The 22,322-nt window shown below is 59.9% G+C and carries 16 protein-coding genes and 3 pseudogenes; 14 read left to right on the forward strand and 5 right to left on the reverse strand.

The window, feature by feature from the left end; genetic code table 11:
* Nucleotides 1–77: 77 nt before the first annotated feature.
* Together istB and E6W33_RS18275 are read left to right on the forward strand one after the other, a co-directional pair.
* Nucleotides 78–674: pseudogene (istB, locus tag E6W33_RS18270) on the forward strand (IS21-like element helper ATPase IstB); the annotation flags it as partial.
* 89 nt (nt 675–763) lie between these two features.
* Nucleotides 764–1,186: pseudogene (locus E6W33_RS18275) on the forward strand (integrase core domain-containing protein); the annotation flags it as partial.
* 52 nt (nt 1,187–1,238) lie between these two features.
* Here E6W33_RS18275 and E6W33_RS18280 read toward each other — a convergent pair.
* A pseudogene (locus E6W33_RS18280) lies at nt 1,239–1,496 on the reverse strand (transposase); the annotation flags it as partial.
* Nucleotides 1,497–1,549: 53 nt separating this feature from the next.
* A complete protein-coding gene (locus E6W33_RS18285; RefSeq protein WP_136418764.1) occupies nt 1,550–3,037 on the reverse strand; it encodes a PLP-dependent aminotransferase family protein in 1,488 nt (495 codons plus the stop codon).
* 96 nt (nt 3,038–3,133) lie between these two features.
* Here E6W33_RS18285 and E6W33_RS18290 point away from each other — a divergent pair, with 96 nt between their 5' ends.
* From E6W33_RS18290 to gabD, 6 genes are all read left to right on the forward strand, one after another.
* Entirely contained in the window at nt 3,134–4,402 is a 1,269-nt protein-coding gene (locus E6W33_RS18290; protein WP_136418765.1) for a 4-aminobutyrate--2-oxoglutarate transaminase, read from the forward strand.
* Nucleotides 4,403–4,463: 61 nt separating this feature from the next.
* Nucleotides 4,464–5,567 (forward strand): ABC transporter ATP-binding protein, encoded by a 1,104-nt coding sequence (locus tag E6W33_RS18295; protein ID WP_211097379.1) that lies wholly within the window; start codon nt 4,464–4,466, stop codon nt 5,565–5,567.
* A gap of 114 nt (nt 5,568–5,681) precedes the next feature.
* The gene (locus E6W33_RS18300; protein ID WP_136418767.1) at nt 5,682–6,713 is read left to right on the forward strand and encodes an ABC transporter substrate-binding protein; all 1,032 of its coding nucleotides are present in this window, start codon (nt 5,682–5,684) and stop codon (nt 6,711–6,713) included.
* Between the two features lie 125 nt (nt 6,714–6,838).
* Entirely contained in the window at nt 6,839–8,122 is a 1,284-nt protein-coding gene (locus E6W33_RS18305; RefSeq protein ID WP_136418768.1) for an ABC transporter permease, read from the forward strand.
* Between the two features lie 54 nt (nt 8,123–8,176).
* Entirely contained in the window at nt 8,177–9,013 is an 837-nt protein-coding gene (locus tag E6W33_RS18310) for an ABC transporter permease (protein WP_136418769.1), read from the forward strand.
* Between the two features lie 18 nt (nt 9,014–9,031).
* Nucleotides 9,032–10,486 (forward strand): NADP-dependent succinate-semialdehyde dehydrogenase, encoded by a 1,455-nt coding sequence (gabD, locus tag E6W33_RS18315; RefSeq protein WP_136418770.1) that lies wholly within the window; start codon nt 9,032–9,034, stop codon nt 10,484–10,486.
* A gap of 34 nt (nt 10,487–10,520) precedes the next feature.
* Here gabD and E6W33_RS18320 read toward each other — a convergent pair whose 3' ends face one another.
* On the reverse strand, nt 10,521–11,072 hold the full coding sequence (locus E6W33_RS18320) for an acyloxyacyl hydrolase (protein ID WP_136418771.1): 552 nt from the start codon (nt 11,070–11,072) through the stop codon (nt 10,521–10,523).
* A 79-nt stretch (nt 11,073–11,151) separates the two neighbouring features.
* Nucleotides 11,152–12,042: an SMP-30/gluconolactonase/LRE family protein gene (locus tag E6W33_RS18325; RefSeq protein WP_136418772.1), complete on the reverse strand. Its 891-nt coding sequence runs from the start codon at nt 12,040–12,042 to the stop codon at nt 11,152–11,154.
* A 74-nt stretch (nt 12,043–12,116) separates the two neighbouring features.
* On the opposite strand from E6W33_RS18325, the gene E6W33_RS18330 reads away from it, so the two are divergent.
* The 3 genes from E6W33_RS18330 to E6W33_RS18340 all read left to right on the forward strand — a co-directional run bounded on the left by E6W33_RS18330 (nt 12,117) and on the right by E6W33_RS18340 (nt 15,771).
* Nucleotides 12,117–13,022 (forward strand): NAD(P)-dependent oxidoreductase, encoded by a 906-nt coding sequence (locus E6W33_RS18330; protein WP_136418928.1) that lies wholly within the window; start codon nt 12,117–12,119, stop codon nt 13,020–13,022.
* Between the two features lie 88 nt (nt 13,023–13,110).
* Nucleotides 13,111–14,907 (forward strand): ABC transporter ATP-binding protein/permease, encoded by a 1,797-nt coding sequence (locus tag E6W33_RS18335; RefSeq protein ID WP_136418773.1) that lies wholly within the window; start codon nt 13,111–13,113, stop codon nt 14,905–14,907.
* A gap of 57 nt (nt 14,908–14,964) precedes the next feature.
* On the forward strand, nt 14,965–15,771 hold the full coding sequence (locus E6W33_RS18340; RefSeq protein WP_136418774.1) for a DUF3047 domain-containing protein: 807 nt from the start codon (nt 14,965–14,967) through the stop codon (nt 15,769–15,771).
* 28 nt (nt 15,772–15,799) lie between these two features.
* On the opposite strand, the gene E6W33_RS18345 is transcribed toward E6W33_RS18340, so the two are convergent.
* A complete protein-coding gene (locus tag E6W33_RS18345; RefSeq protein WP_136418775.1) occupies nt 15,800–16,993 on the reverse strand; it encodes a M20 aminoacylase family protein in 1,194 nt (397 codons plus the stop codon).
* Nucleotides 16,994–17,155: 162 nt separating this feature from the next.
* On the opposite strand from E6W33_RS18345, the gene E6W33_RS18350 reads away from it, so the two are divergent.
* The 3 genes from E6W33_RS18350 to E6W33_RS18360 all read left to right on the forward strand — a co-directional run bounded on the left by E6W33_RS18350 (nt 17,156) and on the right by E6W33_RS18360 (nt 22,284).
* Nucleotides 17,156–19,228, forward strand: coding sequence for a molybdopterin oxidoreductase family protein (locus E6W33_RS18350; protein ID WP_136418776.1), 2,073 nt, complete (start codon nt 17,156–17,158; stop codon nt 19,226–19,228).
* Nucleotides 19,229–19,235: 7 nt separating this feature from the next.
* Complete coding sequence (locus E6W33_RS18355; RefSeq protein WP_136418777.1) at nt 19,236–20,327, forward strand: aminopeptidase; 1,092 nt, start codon at nt 19,236–19,238, stop codon at nt 20,325–20,327.
* A gap of 271 nt (nt 20,328–20,598) precedes the next feature.
* Entirely contained in the window at nt 20,599–22,284 is a 1,686-nt protein-coding gene (locus tag E6W33_RS18360; protein ID WP_136418778.1) for a long-chain fatty acid--CoA ligase, read from the forward strand.
* Nucleotides 22,285–22,322: the final 38 nt, after the last annotated feature.

Here is a 22,322-nt window from a genome sequence, read left to right on the forward strand (position 1 = left end):
TGCCGCCACGGACGTTTCGAGAGAAACAGGCTTTAAATAACTAATGCCGGTGGTACGGGAATACAGGGGCGAAACCACCGGCCATCAAGACGCTCGACAGCTTTGACTTCGCCGCCGCCAGCGGCGTGCCTCGTGCGCAGGTGCAGGAACTGGCCAGTCTGGCCTTCATCGAACGCAGCGAGAACGTCGTGCTGCTGGGGCCGAGCGGCACCGGGAAGACGCACATCGCCGTGGCATTGGGCTATGCCGCCACGCAGGCCGGCATCAAGGTGCGCTTCATCACGGCGGCCGACTTGCTGATGATCCTGACCACCGCGCATCGCCAGAACCAGTTGGCCGACGCGCTGAAACGATTCGTCAATCCGTACCGACTGTTGATCATTGATGAAATCGGGTATCTGCCGATGAGCCGGGAGCAAGCCAACCTGTTCTTCCAGGTCATTGCCAAGCGTTATGAGCGCGGCAGCCTGATCGTGACGAGCAATCTGCCGTTCGGGCAATGGGATCAAACCTTTGCCGACGACGCCACGCTCACGGCAGCCATGCTGGATCGCTTGCTGCACCACGCACATGTCGTGCCCATCCAGGGCGACAGCTTTCGGTTGCGCGAGAAGCGCCGCGCTGGCGTCATGGCGAAAAAAGCGTCCACAGGAAAGGAGGTCTTGCCGGACTGATCGAGACCGGCAATATCGATGACACTACAAACTGGTGTATCAATATTGAATTGCCGATGCCGGAAAAACTGTATCAGTATTCAATTGCCGTTGACACCAACGAGTGTCTGGCGATCGAAGTCGATACTTCATTGCCGGAACGTCGCGTCGTTGGCGTGTTGGAACGGCTGGCAGAACTGCGTGGATTGCCACGATCAGTGACGGTAGACAAGGGGTCAGAATTTACCGGGAAGGCACTCGATGTATGGGCCTATGGTCGGGGATTGCAACTGCACTTCATCCAAGCTGGCAAGCCGCAGCAGAACGCGTACATCGAGAGCTTCAATGGCAAGTTCCGGGATGAATGCCTGAACGAGCATTGGTTCATCTCGATGCGCCACGCACGGCAAGTGATCGAGGAATCGCGTCAGGAATACAATGGCGAACGACCACACAGTTCGCTCGGCTACCTGACGCCGAAGCAGTTTGCACAGAGTTTTTTAACCGCAGACGTCGTGTCGATTTCGGACTAAATTGGGTAGCAGGTCAACAGCGCCGCGATTCGTGGAACTGGCGCGCGTACCATCTTTTTCTTGAAATCTCCTTCATCACTTCGATCTCAAGATCTCGTTCCGCCAGCAGCTTCTTGAGCCCGGCGTTCTCCTGTTCGAGGGCTTTGAGATTCCTGACTTCATCGGCCGCCATCTCGCCAAATCGCTTGCGCCAGCCATAGATGCTTTGCTCGGTAACGCCGTGGCGCTTGGCCACTTCGGCTATCGGGGGCCTGTCGGCCTCCCGCAAAATCCGGTCGATTTGTTCGTCGCTGTATCGGCTCTTCTTCATTGCTCCCTTTCGTTTGGGAGCTATCTTCTCAAATTTCCTGTGGTCCGAAAATCTCAGGACAGGTCAGTGTGCTTGCGTATGAGTTCCGCGAGGCGGTCGAAAGTGGGCCCGACGAGGTCGTTGGGAACGCATGCATATCCTAGAATCAGTCCCTTCTTTGCGCGCGACGGCTTCATGTAATAGCCTGAGAGCGGCCTTGCGATGATTCCCTGTTCTTGCGCGGCGCGGCCGAGCGCTACGTCGTCACAGTTCTCGGGCAGGAGTAGCGCGAGATGCAGGCCGGCGTCGTCGCCGGAAATCGGCAATGCATCACCAAAATTGCGTGTAATGGCTTCACGGAGCAGATTGAGACGCTCGGCGTACAACACGCGCATGCGGCGAATATGCGAAGCGAAATGCCCCTCCGTCATGAAGTCAGCGAGCACTGCCTGGGTAAACAATTGTCCGCCGCGGTAGAGGTCCGATAATCCGGTTGCGAATGCGTCCGCGAGCGCAGGCGGCACGACGATGAAGCCGGTACGCAAGCCGGGAAACAGCGTCTTGCTGAATGAGCCGATGTACAGCACGCGGTCGTGTGTGTCCATTCCTTGCAATGAAGCCAGCGGTCGACTGGCGTAGCGGAATTCGCTGTCGTAATCATCCTCGATGATCCAGATACTGTGCACCGCTGCATATTCGAGCAGCATGCGTCGACGCGACAGGCTCATTACCTGCCCGAGCGGGTACTGATGCGAAGGTGTGACGAAGATGAATCGCGGAGGGTGGCGTAGGTCTGCGGCGACCGGGCTGATGCCTTCGTCATCGACTGCGATCGGTGTTGGTTTCAGGTTCAGCGACGTCAGCACATTGCGCGTGCCCCAATAGCAGGGATCCTCAACCCAGGCGCGGTCGTTGACATCGGCCAGCAACTTGGAGGCAAGGTCAATGGATTGGTGAATGCCGGACGTGACAATGATTTGCTCGGCGGTGCAGTTGACCGATCGGGCGACCCGAAGGTATTCGGCGATCGCTTCGCGCAAGGGAAGATAGCCGCCGCCATGGCCGTAGGTCAGCATGTCCGAACGTGAGCGGCGCCAGTATTTGTTCTGCAGCCGGCTCCATATCTTGCTCGGGAACGCGGTGACGTCCGGGACGCCGGGCATGAATGCGCCCCATTGGAATTTGTATGCTCCCGCGTGCTTCACCAGTTGCGCGCCGCGCTCCGACAAGCCGAGATTGCTTCCCTGTCTGGGGCGTTTGATATCGATATCGTCGACCTCCGGAATCTGGTCCGGCACGGTGTCGGTGACGAAGGTGCCGGCACCGGTGCGCGTTTCCAGATAGCCCTCGGCCATCAATTGTTCATAGGCGTAGGTGACGGTGTTGCGGGATATTTTCAGCTCGCGTGCGAGGTCACGCGAGGAGGGGAGCTGCAGACCTGCAGGCATGACGCGCGACAGGATGGCTTCACGGATGACCTGGTAAAGCTGGCGGTTGACCGGCTTGCCGCAACTGCGGTCGATTCTCTGTAGCAGAAAGTCGGAAAGGGCTGCGACCCGCAAAGTGGCACCATCGAATAATTCAAAGTGGATCTACATTGTAGCGCCAAAGCGGCCTTAGTATCTCTCCCACGATAGAGATAAACAGATGGAGTAGACATGAAGAACGCTGATCTGCAGAGACGCAAGGATATCGCCACACCCCGTGGCGTTGGCGTCATGTGCCAGTTCTATGCCGACCGTGCATCGAACGCGGAAATCTGGGATGTGGAGAATCGCCGCTACATCGATTTCGCCGCCGGTATCGCCGTGCTCAACACCGGTCACCGCCATCCCAGGCTCATGCATGCGATCGAGCAGCAGCTCGGGAAGTTCACGCATACGGCGTATCAGGTTGTTCCCTATGAAAGTTATGTCGAGCTGGCGGAACGCATCAATGCGATCACTCCGGGCGATCATGCAAAGAAGACAGCACTCTTTTCCACTGGCGCCGAAGCCGTCGAGAACGCAATCAAGATCGCACGCGCCGCTACCGGCCGCTCAGCCGTCATCGCGTTCAGCGGAGGCTTCCACGGCCGCACCATGATGGGCATGGCACTGACAGGCAAAGTCGTGCCGTACAAAGTCGGTTTCGGGCCATTCCCCGGCGAGGTGTATCACGCGCCGTTTCCCATCCCTGCGCATGACGTGCGCACGGAAGATTCGCTGGCCGCCTTGCAGACCTTGTTCAAATCCGACGTCGATCCGAAACGTGTTGCGGCGATCATTCTTGAGCCGGTGCAGGGTGAGGGCGGATTCTATGCGGCTCCGGTCGAATTCATGCAGGCACTGCGCAAGCTGTGCGATCAGCACGGCATCCTGCTCATTGCCGACGAGGTGCAGACGGGATTCGCGCGCACCGGCAAGCTGTTCGCGATGGAGCATTACGGCGTCATTCCCGACTTGATGACGATGGCCAAGAGCCTGGCCGGCGGCATGCCGCTGTCCGCTGTTTGCGGCCGTGCGGAAATCATGGACGCGCCGGCACCGGGCGGACTGGGCGGTACCTATGCGGGCAACCCGCTGGCAGTCGCTTCCGCACTTGCCGTTCTCGATGTGATCAAGGAAGAGAATCTGACGGCGCGCGCGGAGCAACTCGGGCAGCAACTCAAGGAAAAACTTCACTCCTTGCGCAAGCGCGTTCCGCATATTGCCGACGTGCGCGGACTGGGTGCCATGGTCGCCGTGGAATTCAACAAGCCCGGCAGCGCGGAAGCCGATGCGGATTTTGCAAAAAAGGTACAGACACGCGCGCTCGAAAGAGGTTTACTGCTATTGATCTGCGGCGTATACAGCAATGTCATTCGCTTCCTGTTTCCGCTCACGATCAGTGATGATTTGATGGACGAGGCATTGACTGTACTGGAAGCCGCAATGCTGGAAGCCTGACAGCTTGTAAAGCCGGCGCGGCAATGCACCGTCGCCGGTCACCATAACAAGGGGACATTCCGTGATACACAAAGACAATGCGACGCGCGACACCCTGGTTGAATTCCGGGGCGTCAAGAAGACCTACGATGGCGAACACCTCGTCGTCAAACATCTCGACCTCAACATCGAGCGAGGCGAATTCCTGACGCTGCTCGGTCCCTCCGGATCGGGCAAGACGACATGCCTGATGATGCTGGCCGGTTTCGAGTTTCCGACGGGCGGCGAGATTCGGCTCGATGGCCAGCTGCTGAACAAGGTGCCGCCGCACAAGCGCAACATCGGCATGGTGTTCCAGAATTACGCACTGTTCCCGCACATGACGGTTGCGCAAAACGTTGCTTATCCATTGACCGTGCGCGGTGTGGACAGCAGCACGCGCGCGGCCAAGGTGAAGCAAGCGCTCGACATGGTGCAGATGGGGAAATTCGCGGACCGCTATTCAGCCCAGTTGTCCGGCGGGCAGCAGCAGCGCATTGCATTGGCGCGCGCCCTCGTGTTCGAACCCAAGCTGGTGTTGATGGATGAACCATTGGGTGCGCTCGACAAGCAATTGCGCGAACACATGCAACTGGAGTTGAAGGCGCTGCATCAGCGTCTCGGCGTGACCTTCGTGTATGTCACGCACGATCAGAGCGAAGCGCTCACCATGTCCGATCGCGTCGCGGTATTCGATCAGGGCGTGATCCAGCAGCTCGCGGTGGTCGACGAGCTGTATGAATACCCGCAGAACCAATTCGTCGCCGGTTTTATCGGCGATAACAATCGCATCAACGGCACTGTGTCGTCCGTATCGGGCGGGCAGTGCGGCGTGCGCCTGCCGGATGGTAGCATCCTGAACGGCCTGAATGTCAATTCCGCACAACCCGGCCAGAACGTGACGGCGTGCGTACGACCGGAACGTATCCGCCTTCATGCTGCGCACGCTGAAATCCCGAATGCACTGCGTGCCACCGTGTCTGATCTGATTTATTTCGGCGACCATGTGCGCGTGCGCTGCGCCTTGCCCAAGCAGGACGATTGCTTCGTCAAGATTGCGTTGCATGACGCAGCGGCGCTCGATCTGTCGACCGACGCGCCGGTACGGCTGGGCATCGAGCCAGAGCGCCTGCGCATCTTTAATTAGCCACCCATTCCGGATGACGCCCTCGCACAAGAAGGGGCGCATCCAGATGTATCCCGACCGGTTAGCGGGACATGATTATCCATCACATCCAACAATACGAGAGAAGGAGCACAGATGAAACGCACCCTTAAACCCATCCTGCTGAGCGCAGCCCTGTCCGCCGGGTTTGCCCATGCAGGCGAGCTGACCGTCGTCAATTTCGGCGGCGCCAACAGCCTCGCGCAAAAAGCTGCCTATGTCGAGCCGTTCCAGAAAGCGACCGGCAACAAGGTGACGGTCGTCGAGTACAACGGTGAAATGGCCAAGCTCAAGGCGATGGTCGAAACCAAAAAAGTGAGCTGGGACCTGGTTGAAGTCGAGTCCGGTGAAGTCGGTCGCGCCTGTGAAGAAGGTTTGCTGGAAAAAATCGACGCCGCCAAGATCGGCAAGAAGGAGGACTTCATTCCCGCCGCTTTCCATGAGTGCGGCTTCGGCGCATTCGTCTGGTCGACCGTGCTCGGATATAACGCCGACAAGCTCAAGACCGCACCCAAAGGCTGGGCCGATTTCTGGGACATCAAGAAATTCCCGGGCAAGCGCGGCATGCGCAAGGGCGCGCGCTACAACCTGGAGTTCGCGCTGATGGCCGACGGCGTGCCCACCAAGGAGGTGTACAACGTGCTGGCCACCAAGGCGGGTGTCGATCGCGCATTCAAGAAGCTGGATGAACTGAAGAACAACATCCAGTGGTGGGAAGCCGGCGCGCAGCCGCCGCAATTCCTCGTTGCCGGCGATGTCGTGATGTCGACGGTCTATAACGGTCGCATCGATGCTGCGCAACGCGAAGGCAAGAACCTGGCGATTACCTGGGCCGGTGGCATTTACGACCTGGACTACTGGGTGATTCCGAAGGGCGCGAAGAACAAGGAAATCGCGGAAAAATTCATCGCCTTCTCCAGCACGCCGGAAGCGCAGCATCAATACGCCGGCAAGATTGCCTACGGCCCGGTCAACAACAATGCCTTCAAGCGCATGGACTACAAGATGTTGTCCCAGTTGCCGACCTCCACGACCAACGTCAAGGATTCGGTGCAGCAGAACATGAAGTTCTGGACCGATCACGGCGAGGAGCTGGAACAACGCTTCACCGCCTGGGCGGCGCGATAAGCCTGTCTCCCCCGTCGTTATGGAGTTCTCCAGTCCGTGACGGCGGGCCTGATGCCGTGCTGCTCATGCTGCTCGGGCGACATGCGTGGCGCGGCATCATTTTTCATCTTCACTGAAATTGCGATATGACTACCTCCGCAATCGCTCCGGCCATCGATATGCCCTACGTGGAACCTTCGACAGTGCAGTTGAAGCGCGAGCTGCATCGGGCGCAGCTGCGCAAGCGCATGGCCGCCATCGCGCTCATCGCGCCGCTGGTCATTTTCCTGCTGATTGTGTTTGTCGCGCCGATCGCCATTCTCCTCAAGCGCGCCATCGAAAATCCGGAAATCGCCGACGGCTTGCCGCAGACGGTAACGGCGTTGAAAGGATGGGACCGCGTCAGTGTTCCGCCGGATGCCGCCTATGCCGCGCTCGCCGCCGATCTGGCTGCAGCACAACAGCAGAACGCAGCCGGCAGCGTCGCTCGTCGCATCAACACGGAACTTCCGGGTGCGCGTTCCGTGATCATGAAGACCACGCATGCCATGCCCTTGCAGGCGGCGGATGGCGGCAAGATGACGGCAACGGAATTCAAGCAGGCGCTGATCGACATCGATGAACAATGGGGCAAGCCGGAGTACTGGCAGGTGATTGCCAAGAATGGTTCCCGCTACTCGCCCTACTATCTGCTGGCGGCGCTCGATTTGCGTCAGGATGGCACCGGCAAGATCGTGCGCATTCCTGAAGACGAGTCGGCCTACAGGCAAATCTTCGTCCGCACGTTCGTCATCAGCCTCGGTGTCACGCTGTTCTGCCTGGTGCTCGGCTATCCGCTGGCGTACTGGCTTTCCACCATGTCGGAACGGCGTGCGAATTTATTCATGATCCTGGTCCTCATTCCGTTCTGGACCTCGATCCTGGTGCGCGTGGCGGCGTGGATGGTGTTGCTGCAATCGGAAGGACTGGTCAACAAGACGCTAATGGCGCTGCACGTCACCAACGGCCCGCTCGAATTGATCTTCAATCGCACCGGAACCTACATCTCCATGACGCACATTCTGCTGCCGTTCATGATCCTGCCCTTGTACAGCGTGATGAAATCGATTCCGCCTACCTATATGCGCGCGGCGATTTCACTCGGCAGCCATCCGTTCGCCGCGTTCTGGCGTGTCTATGTGCCGCAGACTTATCCGGGCGTCGGCGCTGGCGCGCTGCTGGTGTTCATCCTTGCGCTCGGCTATTACATCACGCCGGCGCTGCTGGGCGGCACCAACGAACAGATGGTCAGTTATTACGTCGCTTACTTCATCAATGTGACGATCAACTGGGGCATGGCATGCGCGCTGGGGGCATTGCTGCTGGCGGCGACCTTGCTGCTGTATGGCGTGTACCGCCGCTTTGCCAGGATGGAGGTGAGCATGGGATGAGGACGCAGTCCATCGTTCGCATGCCGCTGCAATCATATTGAAACCGGATACGCCATGAAAACCTTCTTGCCGACCTTCGCTCCTTACCAGTCGTTTGCCGAACGCACCTGGTTTTTCATCCTGCGCGGATTGAACGGGCTGACACTGCTGTTCCTGATGCTGCCGATCCTGGTGATCATTCCACTATCGTTTGCCGACAGCACTTTCCTGTCCTATCCGATTCCGGGATTCTCGCTGCGCTGGTACCAGAGCCTGTTTGAATCGGATGAATGGATACGCGCGGCGCAGAACAGCTTCATTGTCGCGCCCGCCGCCACGGTGCTTGCCACCGTGCTCGGCACGCTCGCTTCCGTCGGCTTGAACAAGGCGGACTTCCGCGGCAAGGCGCTGGTCATGGCTGTGCTGATTTCCCCGATGGTGGTCCCGGTAGTGGTGGTGGGCGTCGGTATCTACATCTTCTTTGCGGCGATCGGCTTGTCCGAAACCTATGTCGGATTGATTCTTGCGCATGCCGCACTGGGTGCGCCGTTTGTCGTCACCACCGTGTCGGCCACCTTGCAAGGATTCAACCAGAACCTGGTGCGCGCCAGCCTGAGCCTCGGCGCGAGCCCCTTGCGCACCTTCTTCAAAATCACCTTGCCGGTCATTGCGCCGGGGCTGATCTCCGGTGCGCTGTTTGCGTTTGCGACATCCTTCGATGAAGTTGTCATCACGCTGTTCGTCGCCGGCCCCGACCAGTCGACGCTGCCGCGCCAGATGTTCTCCGGCATCCGCGAGAACATCAGCCCGGCCATCGCTGCGCTGGCGACCATCCTGATCGTGTTCTCGACCTGCCTGCTGCTGGTGCTGGAATGGCTGCGCGGGCGCAACAAGGCCGCTGCCAAATATTAAATTTTTCGGAGCCATCCCATGCTGCAACTGAAAGACCCATCGCTGCTGCGTCAGCAAGCCTACCTCAACGGTCAATGGTGCGACGCTGACAATAGCGAACGCTTCCCGGTGACCAACCCCGCCACCGGCGAAACCATCGGTACCGTGCCGAACATGGGCGCTGCCGAGACGTGCCGCGCGATCGACGCCGCCAATCAGGCCTGGCGCGGCTGGCGGGCGAAGACTGCGAAAGAGCGCAGTGCGATCCTTCGCAAATGGAACGACCTCATGCTGGCCAATGTGGATGACCTGGCGCTGATCATGACAGTGGAGCAGGGCAAGCCGCTGGCCGAAGCGCGCGGCGAAATTGCCTATGCTGCTTCCTTCATCGAATGGTTTGCCGAGGAAGCCAAGCGCGTGGCGGGCGATACCTTGCAATCGCCCTGGGCCGATCGCAGGCTGGTGGTCACGAAGGAACCGATCGGCGTATGCGCCGCGATCACGCCCTGGAATTTTCCGGCAGCGATGATCACGCGCAAGGTCGGGCCGGCGCTGGCTGCCGGTTGTCCGATGATCGTGAAGCCGGCGGAAGGCACGCCCTTCTCGGCACTTGCGATGGCGGTGCTGGCGGAGCGCGCTGGCGTGCCGGCCGGCGTGTTTTCCGTCATTACCGGCGATGCGCGCGCCATCGGCGGCGAGATGACGTCCAACCCGACGGTGCGCAAGCTCAGCTTTACCGGTTCCACCGAAGTGGGCCGTTTGCTGATGCAGCAGTCGGCCGCGACCATCAAGAAGCTTTCGCTCGAACTCGGCGGCAATGCGCCCTTCATCGTGTTCGACGATGCCGATCTCGATGCGGCGGTCGAAGGCGCGATCGTTTCCAAGTACCGCAACGCCGGCCAGACTTGCGTGTGCGCCAACCGGCTGTATGTGCAGGACGGGGTGTATGACGCCTTCGCCGACAAGCTGGTCGCCGCAGTGAAGAAGCTGAAAGTCGGCAACGGCCTTGAACCGGGCGTGACGCAGGGGCCGCTGATCGACGGCGACGCAGTCGCGAAAGTCGAGCAGCATGTCGCCGATGCGCTGGCCAAGGGCGGACGCGTGCTGACGGGCGGCAAGCGGCATGCGCTCGGCCACACGTTCTTCGAGCCGACCGTCATTGCCGACGTCACCTCCGACATGCGCGTGGCGAAGGAAGAGACCTTCGGCCCGCTGGCACCGCTGTTCCGCTTCAAGAATGAGGCCGATGCGATCGCGATGGCCAACGATACCGAGTTCGGTCTCGCCAGCTATTTCTATGCACGCGATATCGGCCGCGTCTGGCGTGTGGCGGAAGCACTGGAAAGCGGCATGGTCGGCATCAACACCGGGCTGATTTCCAACGAGGTCGCGCCCTTCGGCGGCGTCAAGCAATCCGGCCTCGGCCGCGAAGGATCGAAATACGGGATGGATGACTATCTCGTCATCAAGTACCTGTGCGTGGGCGGCATCTGACGGACGCCTGAGCCGCGCGCCATGACATTTGAAACTAGAACCCGTAGCTCGCCCGCAACATCACGAAATTGATGCCGCTATTGGGTTCCTTGATGCCGCCATTCGAGAAGTGCTCGGCTTTCAGCGCGATATCGAGCTTGTTCGGAAACACGTAGCCGACGCCGATCTGATCGCCGAACTGAAAACTCGTGGAGAGTTGGCGGCGATTGCTGTTGTAAACCTCGGACAGCAGGTTGGCGCCAATGCCTCCCTCCAGATAAAAACCCGTCAGGCTGTCGCTCTGAAGGCGAAACACCGGGGTGAGGCCGAGCACCGCGATGTTCTGCGTGTTGCCGGGGATGTTCCTGAAATTCGTGGCGTGCCATCGCGCCACGCTGAGATCCCAGTAGCCGCCGATATGGGTTCCGTTCGACTGCCACCACCGCTTGTTCCATTTCCATTGGACACCGAGGCGCACCAGCTTTGTCTTGTTGCCATCGCCGTATTCAAGTGAGGCCGAATCAATCGCATGACTCGACAGGGGAAATGCGGCAAGGGCACAGCAAACGGCAAGCGCTCTTGTTAGCGTTGGAATCTGTTTGAGCATGGATAACCTCGAATAAGAACGTCTGGAAACAAATACACGCCAACGATGACAGCGGGCCCCGGCGGCGGGGCGAGAAGTTTCACGCGACGTAGGGCGTTTCAATACGGCCGGGCACATCGACCCGCAGGCTCAGCACATAGCCGGACAAGGGGTGTGCCGCCAGTTCGTCCGCAGGGCGCTTGTTGCTCACCGTCGTGATGTAGAGCGTGCGCAGGTCATCGCCGCCGAAAGCGATCATGGTAGGGCAGCGTACAGGCAGGCTGATTTCCTGCAGCACCTCGCCCGAAGGTGCCAGCCGCAGCAGGCGGCCACCCTCGTACATGGCACACCAGTACGCGTTTTCGCTGTCGACGGCGGCGCCGTCGGGGCGGCCGCCGTAATTGTGCGATTTGTCCGTCGAGAACTGCTTGAACACACGCCCGTTTGCCACACTGCCGGTGGCGAGATCAAAATCATAGGCCATGATCCTGTGCGCCGTGGTGTCGGTGTGATACAGCGTGCGGTTGTCGATGCTGAAGGCCACCCCGTTGGAGACGGTCACCGGTTTGCCTGCGTCGCGAATCGTGCCGCGTTCAATGCAGTAAAGTGATCCGCCGGGCTGGTCGCGCGGGTCGTACAATGTGCCTGTCCACAGCCGCCCAGCGGCGTCGCAACGACCGTCGTTGAAACGGATGCGCGTGCTGTCGTAAGGCGCATCGGCAACATGGCGCAGGCCGCCGCTGCGCGTGTCCAGCATGGCCAGGCCGGAACGCATGGCGACGATCAGTCCGCCGCTCGCGCAACGCGCGATGCAGCCGGGTTCGGAGGGCAAAGCCCAAGAATTGTGCGTGCCGGTCCCGGGGACGAATCGATGCACCGCCGTGCCCGCGATGTCGATCCAGTACAGAGCCGATTCTTCAGGGTGCCACACGGGGCATTCGCCCAGCAACATTGGGGTATCGAACAGAACTTCTACCTTGCTCGTCGACATGGAAGTTATTATTTTGAGATGATGATGCATCATTATGCAATGAATCCGATTTTTACGAGGAGAGCAGCTTGAGTATTTCCGCACCGCTACCAGCCATCGCATTTCTAGGCATCGGGCTGATGGGAAAGCCGATGGCGACTCGACTGCTTCAGGCGGGATACCGATTGACTGCGTGGAATCGCACACGGGCCAAGGCGGATGCGCTCGCGCCTTTTGGCGCGTCCGTTGCGGATACTCCGAGCGAAGCGGTGGCGCAGGCCGACATCGTCATCACGATGCTGGAAGCCGGGCCAGTGGTGGCGCAGGTGATCGATGCGGCCTTGTCCGCTCTGCGTCCCGGAACCCTGGTGATCGACATGAGTTCGACGCGCCAGTCCGAGGCGCAGGAAATGCATGCCAGACTGGCCGCGTGCAGCGTCGCATTCGTCGATGCGCCGGTGTCCGGCGGCGTCATGGGGGCGGAAGCCGGATCGCTCGCCATCATGGCGGGCGGGAGTCCGGCCGACTTCGCAAGGGCGGAGCCGATCCTGCAAGTAATGGGCCGCGCGATCCTTGTCGGGCCCGCGGGATGCGGCCAAGTGGCAAAACTCTGCAATCAGCTGATCGTCGGCGGTACGCTGAACATCGTGGCCGAAGCCTTGCTGCTGGCGCAGGCGGGCGGGGCGGATCCTGCTGCCGTGCGCGCCGCCATCCGCGGCGGATTCGCCGAGAGCCGCATCCTCGACGTGCACGGCCAGCGCATGCTGGAGCGAAACTTCCTGCCCGGCGGTCAGGTGAAAAGCCAGACCAAGGATCTGGAAAACGTCCTGATTGCCGCTTCTGCGGCCGGGGTGCATTTGCCGGTGGCCGAACTCGTCACCAATATCTATCGCAGCATCGCCGACGCCGTGCCGAATGCCGATCAATCTGCAGCCTTGCTTGCCCTGGAACGCCTCAACCCCGGCAAGCGCCTCGGCAAGGATGCCGACAAACTGCCTTGAACACACCTTTGCACAAGCGAGCGCCCGCGGCAGTCTCTGGCGATGCGGTTGCCGTGTCTCATTCATTTTCGACTCCCTGTAATTTTCTATGACGGTCAAGCTTCAGGAACGCATCGATTGGCGTCTGGTATGGAATCTGGTCAAGCCCTACTGGATTTCCGAGGAGCGCTGGAAGGCGCGCGGCTTGCTGGCGGCGGTGATTGCGCTGGCGCTCGGCATGGTCTATCTCGATGTGCAGTTCAATGCATGGAATCGCGACTTCTACAACGCATTGGAGAACAAGGCCTTCCCCGCGTTCAAGGAACAGCTCTGGCGATTCTCCTATCTCGCGTTCATCTATATCACGGTGGCCATCTATCAGGTCTACCTCACCCAGTCGCTGGAGATGCGCTGGCGCGCCTGGATGACGCGACAATACCTGGATGAATGGCTGAGCAATCAGGCCTATTACCGGATCGAACAGACCCGTTCCGCCGACAACCCCGATCAGCGCATCGCCGAGGATTTGAGCTTCCTGACCAGCGGCTCTCTCTCGCTGTCGATCGGCTTGTTGTCGAGCGTGGTGAAGCTGTTTTCCTTCATCGGCATCCTGTGGTCGGTCAGCGGTCCGCTGTCGTTCATGCTCGGCGCGCAATCCATCACGATCCCCGGCTATATGGTGTGGTTTGCGATGGCCTATGCCGTCATCGGTTCCGCGCTGGTGTGGTGGATCGGCAAGCCGCTGGTGCTGCAGAATTTCCTGCAGCAGCGTTACGAGGCGGATTTCCGTTTCGGCCTGGTGCGCATCCGCGAGCACGCGGAGCCGGTTGCGCTGTATCGCGGCGAATCGCAGGAACGCGCGCAACTGGCGGGCCGCTTCGAATGGATCCGACAGAACTGGTGGGCCATCATGCGCACCACCAAGCGATTGAATGTCGCGTCGAATTTTTACGCGCAGTTTGCCATCATCTTTCCATTCCTGGTTGGTGCGCCGCGTTACTTCAGCGGCGCCATCACGCTCGGCGGACTGATGCAGATCAGCTCGGCCTTCGGTCAGGTGCAAGAGTCCTTGTCATGGTTTATCAATGCCTTCAGTTCCCTTGCGAGCTGGAAGGCGAGCGTCAACCGGCTTGCAGGTTTCCATGCGGCGGTGACTGCGGCCCGTACGCAAGAGGCAGGCATCAATGTCGAGCGCAACAACGTCGGCGCGATCCTGCTGGACGATGTGGAGCTGCGATTGCCTGGCGGGCACACGCTGACTCGGCCGTTGTCGACGAGCATTCATGTCGGTCAACGCATCCTCATTACAGGGCCGTCCGGCTGCGGCAAGTCGACCTTGTTCCGTGCCATCGCGGGCATCTGGCCGTATGGTTCGGGCAGCATCGAAATACCGAACGAAGCGAAGCTGCTCTTCGTGCCGCAAAAAAGCTATCTCCCGATCGGGACGCTGCGTGCAGCGATTGCCTACCCGGCTGCCGAAGAAGCGTACAAGGACCGCGCGATCCGGCATTTCCTCGAACTGTGCAAGCTGCCGCACCTGGCGGAAAAGCTCGACGAAATGGATAACTGGAGCCAGCGTCTCTCGCCGGGCGAGCAGCAGCGGCTGGCCTTTGTGCGGGCATTGCTGACGCGGCCGCAGATGCTTTTCCTGGACGAGGCGACGAGCGCGCTCGATCCCGAGACCGAAGCGCATTTGTACGAACTGGTGTTGCAAGAGTTGCCAGACGCCGGGCTGATCAGTATCGCGCATCGCGATGTTGTTGCAAAATATCATCAGCTTCGTTGGCAGTTTGCTCACGAAAAGACCGACGAAAGTCAAATCGCGGCGGAAGTGACTTCGCTACGCTATACAATCCATTCATCCCAAATTGTCAGGCCGCAAACGCCGCTGTTCACCGATTTCTAGTCTGAGTGCGAGTACGCAGACATCGATACGGAGCGTGTGCCTTTGATACGTTCCGTCATGAAGCATTTCGCCGTTTCGCTCTTGTTGCCGCTTGTGATCACCGGATGCGCCCTCGATCCCGGCGGCGCGCCGGTCGAACAGTCCGCCAAACCGGCGAACGCTGACGGCAGGCTCACGCTCTTTTCCGCCAATCCTCCCGGCGGAATCCCGGAGGGCTGGAAGCCGCTGATCATCCTGCGCAACAAGAAGCAGACGGAATATCAACTCGTGCGCAAGGAAGGCAAGACCGTTCTGCATGCGCGTGCCAACAGTGCATCATCCGCATTGATGCATACGCTGAGTGTCGATCCGGCAGGCCGCCCGTGGCTTCAATGGCAATGGAAGATTCCGGCTTTACTCAAGGCTGCGGATAATACGCAGCGCGCCACCGAGGATTCACCGGTACGCATCGTTCTCGGATTCGATGGCGACAAGGAAAAGCTCCCATTCACGGATCAGGTGCTGTTCGAAACCGCCAAGGTCGTGACCGGCCATGATTTCCCCTACGCCACCCTGATGTACATCTGGGAAAACAATGCGCCGGTCGGCACCATCATCCGCAGCACCTACAGCAGTCGCATCAAGATGATGGTGGCCGAGAGCGGCTCGGGAGGCATCGGCGAGTGGCGCGCGTTCACCCGCAATATCGTCGAGGACTACGAGAAGGCCTTTGGCGAAAAGCCGGGCCGGCTGATCGGCATCGGCGTGCTGACCGATACCGACAATACCGGCGAATCCACCGAGGCGTGGTACGGCGATATCCGGCTTCTGCGCGAAGCCGTACTGCCGGTGAATACCTCCCTGACCCTGCCACAAGTGCAGTAGCGCCACGGTGCAATGGCGCAAGCGCGCCTCAGGTGTTGCGCAGATAGGATTCCGCCAGCCGCACCCAGAAGGTCGCGCCGATCGGCAGCAAGCGATCATTGAAATCGTAACTGGGATTGTGCAGGTTGCAGGGGCCGAGTCCATGTCCGCCATCGCGGTGGTCGCCTTCTCCGTTGCCGATGAAAACATAACAACCCGGTTTTTCCTGCAGCATGAACGCGAAATCTTCCGCGCCCATGGTCGGTTCGGTTGCCGCGTTCACCATGTCCGCGCCGGCCACTGATTTCATCACCTCGATCGCGAATGCGGTTTCCTTCGCGTGATTGATCAGGGGCGGGTAATTGCGCTTGAAGCGGAAATCGACCTCGGCATCGAATGCGGTCGCGGTATGCTCGGCAATGGTCTGCATGCGCTGTTCAACCAGGTCCAGCACCTCGGTCGTGAAGGTACGTACCGTGCCGATCAGGGTGGCCTCGTCGGGAATGATATTGGTCGCTGTGCCGGCGTGGATTTGCGTGATCGACAAGACTGCGGCATCGATCGGGCTCTTGTTGCGCGTCACGATGGTTTGCCAGCTCTGCGCAATCTGGATGGCCACCATGATCGGGTCCACGCCCTTGTGCGGCTGCGCGGCATGCGAACCTTTGCCCCGAACGACCACTTCAAACTCGTTGGACGAGGCCATCATCGGCCCCACCGTGGTGCTGAAGCTGCCGGCGGCAAGGCCGGGCCAGTTATGCATGCCGAATACAGCGTCCATCGGACACTGCGAGAACAAGCCGTCGTCCATCATTTTTTTCGCGCCGCCGCCGCCTTCTTCTGCGGGCTGGAAAATCAGATAAACGGTGCCGTCGAAATTGCGATGTTGTGAAAGATAATGCGCCGCGCCGAGCAGCATCGCAACATGCCCGTCATGACCGCAGGCATGCATCTTTCCCGCATTTTTCGACGCATGCGGGAAGGTATTGATTTCCTGCACCGGCAATGCGTCCATGTCGGCGCGCAGGCCGATGGCACGCGTGCTGGAGCCATTCTTGATCACACCCACCACGCCGGTTACGCCCATGCCGCGCAGGATGGGGATGCCCCATTCGGTCAGTTTCTGCGCAATGACATCGGACGTGCGCTGCTCTTCAAAGCACAGTTCCGGATAGGTGTGGATCTCGCGGCGGATTTGCTGCAATTGGGAACGGAATTCGGTAATCGGGTCAAGCAACTTCATTGTTGTCTCCATTTCACTGCCAGGCGCGTCTTGTTGCTCGGAAGCATGCGCGCCTTGCGCAATATCGGTATATTACGCCCAGACCGGTATAGCATATTTTAGCTACTCCCAACGCCCGGCGGATGTCCCTTCAGGGAGCGCCGGCTTATCTCGGAATGTTTTATGACCACCTCCATTGTTCGCGCAACCTGCCCGCATGATTGCCCAGACACCTGCGCACTGCTCGTCACCGTGAAGGACGGCGTTGCCACCGAAGTGCGCGGCGATCCCGACCATCCCACCACGGCGGGCGTGCTGTGCACCAAGGTATCGCGCTACACCGAACGCACGTATCACAAGGATCGTCTCTTGTATCCGATGAAACGCATCGGCAGGAAAGGGGAAGGAAAGTTCGAACGCATCAGCTGGGACGAGGCGCTCGACACTATTGCGGCCCGTCTGAAGGAGATTGCGGCGCGCAGTCCGCAAGCCATCCTGCCGTACAGCTATTGCGGAACGATGGGGCTGGTGCAGGGCGAATCAATGGCAGCGCGGTTTTTCCACAAGCTCGGCGCGTCTCTGCTGGACCGGACCATTTGCTCCGCTGCCGGCGGCGTCGGATACAAGTACAGCATCGGCGCGCGCATCGGCACCGATGTCGAGCAATTCCAGAACGCGAAGCTGATCCTGATCTGGGGAGGCAATCCGATTGCCTCCAACCTGCATTTCTGGATGCGCGCGCAGGAAGCCAAGCGCCGCGGCGCGAAACTGATTGCGATCGATCCCTACCGCTCATTGACAGCGGAGAAATGTCATCAACACATCGCGCCGCTACCCGGCACCGATGCGGCGCTCGCGCTCGGCATGATGCATGTCTTGATCGCCGAAAACCTGCTCGATGAAGACTACATCGCACGGCATACCCTCGGCTTCGACCAGCTCCGGGAGCGCGTTCGGGAATGGACGCCGCAGCGCACCGCGCAGACCTGCGGCATCACGGTAGAAGAAGTCGAACAACTCGCACGCGAATACGGAGCGACCGCCAGGCGCGGCGAGCCGGTTGCGATCCGCGTCAACTACGGCGTGCAACGCACCCACGGCGGCGGCATGGCGGTGCGCAATATCGCCTGCCTGCCGGCGCTGGTCGGCGCATGGCGTCACGCAGCGGGCGGCGTGCAGTTGTCCACATCGGACGCCTTCCCGAAAAACAACCAAGCTCTGCAGCGCCCCGATCTCCTGCAAGGGCAGTCGCGCACGATCAACATGATCGAGATCGGCAATGCCTTGCTGCACGAAGCTTCGCCGGAATTCGGCCCGAAAATCGAAGCGCTCGTTGTCTACAATTCCAACCCGGTTGCCGTCGCTCCGGAGTCGCCGAAGGTGGCGCAAGGATTCGCGCGCGAGGACTTGTTCACGGTTGTGCTCGAACATTTTCAAACCGACACCGCCGACCATGCGGACATCCTGCTGCCGGCCACCACGCAGCTCGAACATGTCGATATCCATACGACCTATGGCCACATGTACATGATGGCCAACAATGCCGCAATCGCTCCGCTCGGCGAGGCCAAGCCGAATACCGAAGTTTTCCGGCTGCTCGCCGCGCGCATGGGTTTCGATGATCCTTGCTTCAAGGAGAGCGACGACGACATCGCCGCCCAAGCCTTCAACAAGAACGACGTGCGCGCTATCCATTTCAATTGGGATTCGCTCAAGCAAAAAGGCTGGCAGAAACTCAACATGCCGGAGGCACCGTTCGCTGACGGAGGCTTCCCCACGCCCTCGGGCAAATGCGAGTTCTATTGCGAGCGCATGAAAGCCGCCGGGCTTGATCCTTTGCCAGCGTATGTGCCGCCCCATGAATCGCTTGCAAGCAGCCCCGAGTTGGGAAAAGACTATCCGCTCGCGATGATTTCTCCGCCGGCCAGGAACTTTCTTAACAGCACCTTCGTCAATGTGGAGAGCCTGCGCAATACGGAAGGCGAACCGCATCTGGATATCCACCCGCTCGACGCTGCACATCGCGGCATCGAAGACGGCAATCCGGTGCGCATCTTCAATGCGCGCGGCTCATTCGTTGCGAAAGCGCGCGTGACCGAGAAGGCGCGGCAGGGCCTCGTGGTCGGCTTGTCGATCTGGTGGAAGAAGTTGACCGCCGATGGCAAGAATGCCAACGAAGTCACCAGCCAGCGCACGACCGACATGGGCAATGGACCAACGTTCTACGACGTGCTGGTGCAGGTGGAAAAGGTGTAGGCAGGATATGAAAATGAAGTGGCGGACTTTGATTTTTTGCGGTGTGGCGGCGCTGGTCGGCGGCTGCGCGCAGATCGGTTATTTCGTGCAGGCCGCGCAGGGACAGTTTTCCCTGCTGTCCGAAGCGCGGCCGATTGATGACTGGCTGTCCACGCCGGGCATCGGCGACACGCTCAAGGTCAAGCTCACCCGCGTCAAGGAAATCCGGTCATTCGCCGCCACCGATCTTGGCTTGCCGGACAATGACACCTTCACCACCTATGCCGATCTCAAGCGCCCCTTCGTCATGTGGAATGTCGTGGCGACGCCGGAATTGTCGCTGAAGCCCCTGGAATGGTGCTTTCCGGTGGCTGGCTGCGTGAACTATCGCGGCTACTACAGCAAGGAAGATGCGCAGGCGTATGCCGCCGAGCTGCGCGCCGAGAAGTACGACGTCGAGGTGTCCGGCGTGCCGGCTTATTCCACGCTAGGCTGGTTCAAGGATCCGGTGCTGTCGACCTTCATCCGCTACCCTGACGGCGAAGTGGCGCGCATGGTTTTTCATGAGCTGGCGCACCAGGTTGTCTACGTGCCCGGCGATTCGCGCTTCAACGAGTCCTTCGCCGTATCGGTGGAGGAGGCCGGCGTCGAGCGCTGGCTCGAAAAGTACGGCAACGACAAGATGCGCAAGGACTATGCGGCGTATGAAGCGCGCAAGCAGGATTTCCTGGCCATGCTGCTCAAGTACCGCAAGACGCTGAAGGCAAACTACGATCGCGACGTGAGCGACGGCGAAAAGAGGAAAGAGAAGGCGGCAATCTTCCAGGCCCTGAAGGATGAATACCAGGTGCTGAAAGCAAGCTGGGGCGGCTACGCCGGCTACGACCGCTGGTTCGCCGAACCGCTGTCGAACGCCCACTTGTCCGCCATCGCGACCTATCACGATTTCGTGCCGGGTTTCCGCGCCCTGATGACGCAGACCAAGAGCATGCCGAAGTTCTATGCGGCCGTGCGCGCGCTGTCGACGCTGGACGAGGAAGAGCGGCATCGCCAGCTCGCCAGCCTCGGCAACAGCCCCTCGCTCACGGCCGGCAACCTGCACGCCGCTGTTGATCATTAAACATCATCAGACCGTGCCTGACGGCGCTACCCGCCAAAAGAACAAAGCGACCCGCGTGGTCGCTTTGTCGTATCCGGAGCGCGCGCAAAGTATTGTTGCAGCGCAATAATTTGCCGGGACTAGAAGAAACCTTCTTATCCATCTTTAAACCCTTGAAAAGACTTGCGCGCCAAGCCTGCCGCCGATAGCATCTATGCTATAAAAAAGAACCGGTCGTTCGATTATTTCGCAAAACCGTACCTTCCACCCCAAAATAAGATCAGAGGCAGACATGGATAAAATTTGGCTGAAGTCGTATCCCAAGGGCGTTCCGACGGACATCGATTGCTCCCAGTACCGATCATTGGTTCACCTCCTCGAGGAGTCCTTCCGCAAGTTCGCGTCGCGCAAAGCGTACGTCTGCATGGACAAGTTCCTCACCTATGCGGAAGTCGACCAGATGTCCAAGCAGCTCGGGGCATGGCTGCAAAGCCGCGGATTGCAGAAGGGGGCGCGTGTCGCCATCATGATGCCCAACGTGCTGCAGTATCCGATCGCCATTGCCGGCATCCTGCGCGCGGGTTATACGGTCGTCAACGTCAATCCGCTGTACACGCCGCGCGAGTTGGAGCATCAGCTCAACGACTCCGGCGCCGAAGCCATCATCATCCTCGAAAACTTCGCCACCACGCTCGAACAGATCATCGGCAAGACCAAGGTCAAGCATGTGGTGGTCGGCAGCATGGGTGAAATGCTGGGCGGACTCAAGGGCGCGATCGTCAACTTCGTGGTCCGCAATGTGAAGAAGATGGTGCCGGCATTCTCCTTGCCGAACGCTACCCGCTTCAAGCAGGCGCTGGCCCAGGGCGCGCGCCTGACGCTCAAGCCGGTCGATCTCACGCATGACGACGTCGCCTTCCTGCAGTACACCGGCGGCACCACCGGCGTGTCGAAGGGGGCGACGCTGGTGCATCGCAACGTCATCGCCAATGTGCTGCAGAACGACGCATGGGCGCAGCCGGCGCTGCAGCAGGAACCGAGGATCGATCCGCTGACGATCGTCTGCGCATTGCCGCTGTATCACATCTTTGCACTCACGGCCTGCTGTCTGATGGGGACCCGCTGGGGCGCGATGAACATCCTGATCCCGAATCCGCGCGATATCCCCGGCTTCGTGAAGGAGCTGTCGAAGTACAAGTTCAACCTGCTGCCCGCCGTGAACACGCTGTACAACGGCTTGCTCAACAATCCCGATTTCGCCAAGCTGGATTTCTCCGGCCTCAAGATTTGCAACGGCGGCGGCATGGCCGTGCAGAAGGCGGTCAACGACAAATGGCTGAAGATCACCGGCTGTCCGATCATCGAAGGTTACGGCTTGTCCGAGACCTCGCCGTCGGCCACCATCAACCCGGCCGACTCGACCGAGTTTTCCGGCGCCATCGGTTTGCCGATTCCTTCCACTGAAATCGCGATCCTGGATGACGATGGCAAGCCGGTGCCGCAAGGGCAGCCAGGCGAGATCGCCATTCGCGGTCCGCAAGTGATGAGCGGCTACTGGAATCGTCCGGACGAGACCGCCAAGGTCATGACCCCGGACGGCTTCTTCAAGTCCGGCGACATCGGCGTGATGGACCCGCGTGGCTTCGTCACGATCGTCGATCGCAAGAAGGACATGATCCTGGTGTCCGGTTTCAACGTCTATCCGAATGAAGTCGAAGGCGTCGTCGCCGCGCATCCCGGTGTGCTGGAATGCGCCTGCATCGGCGTCCCCGATTCGAACTCCGGCGAAGCGGTGAAGCTGTTCGTGGTGCGCAAGGATCCGTCATTGACAGTCGATGAGCTGATGAACTACTGCAAGGAACAGCTCACCGGCTACAAGAAGCCGAAGTACATCGAATTCCGCGACGACCTGCCGAAGACGAACGTCGGCAAGATTTTGCGTCGCGAACTGCGTGACGAAAAGAAAAAGGCCGCATAGTCCGCACACGGATTGCGACAAGCCTGGGACGATAAGTG

The organism is Herbaspirillum sp. ST 5-3, assembly GCF_004804275.1.
Classification (GTDB): domain Bacteria; phylum Pseudomonadota; class Gammaproteobacteria; order Burkholderiales; family Burkholderiaceae_D; genus Noviherbaspirillum.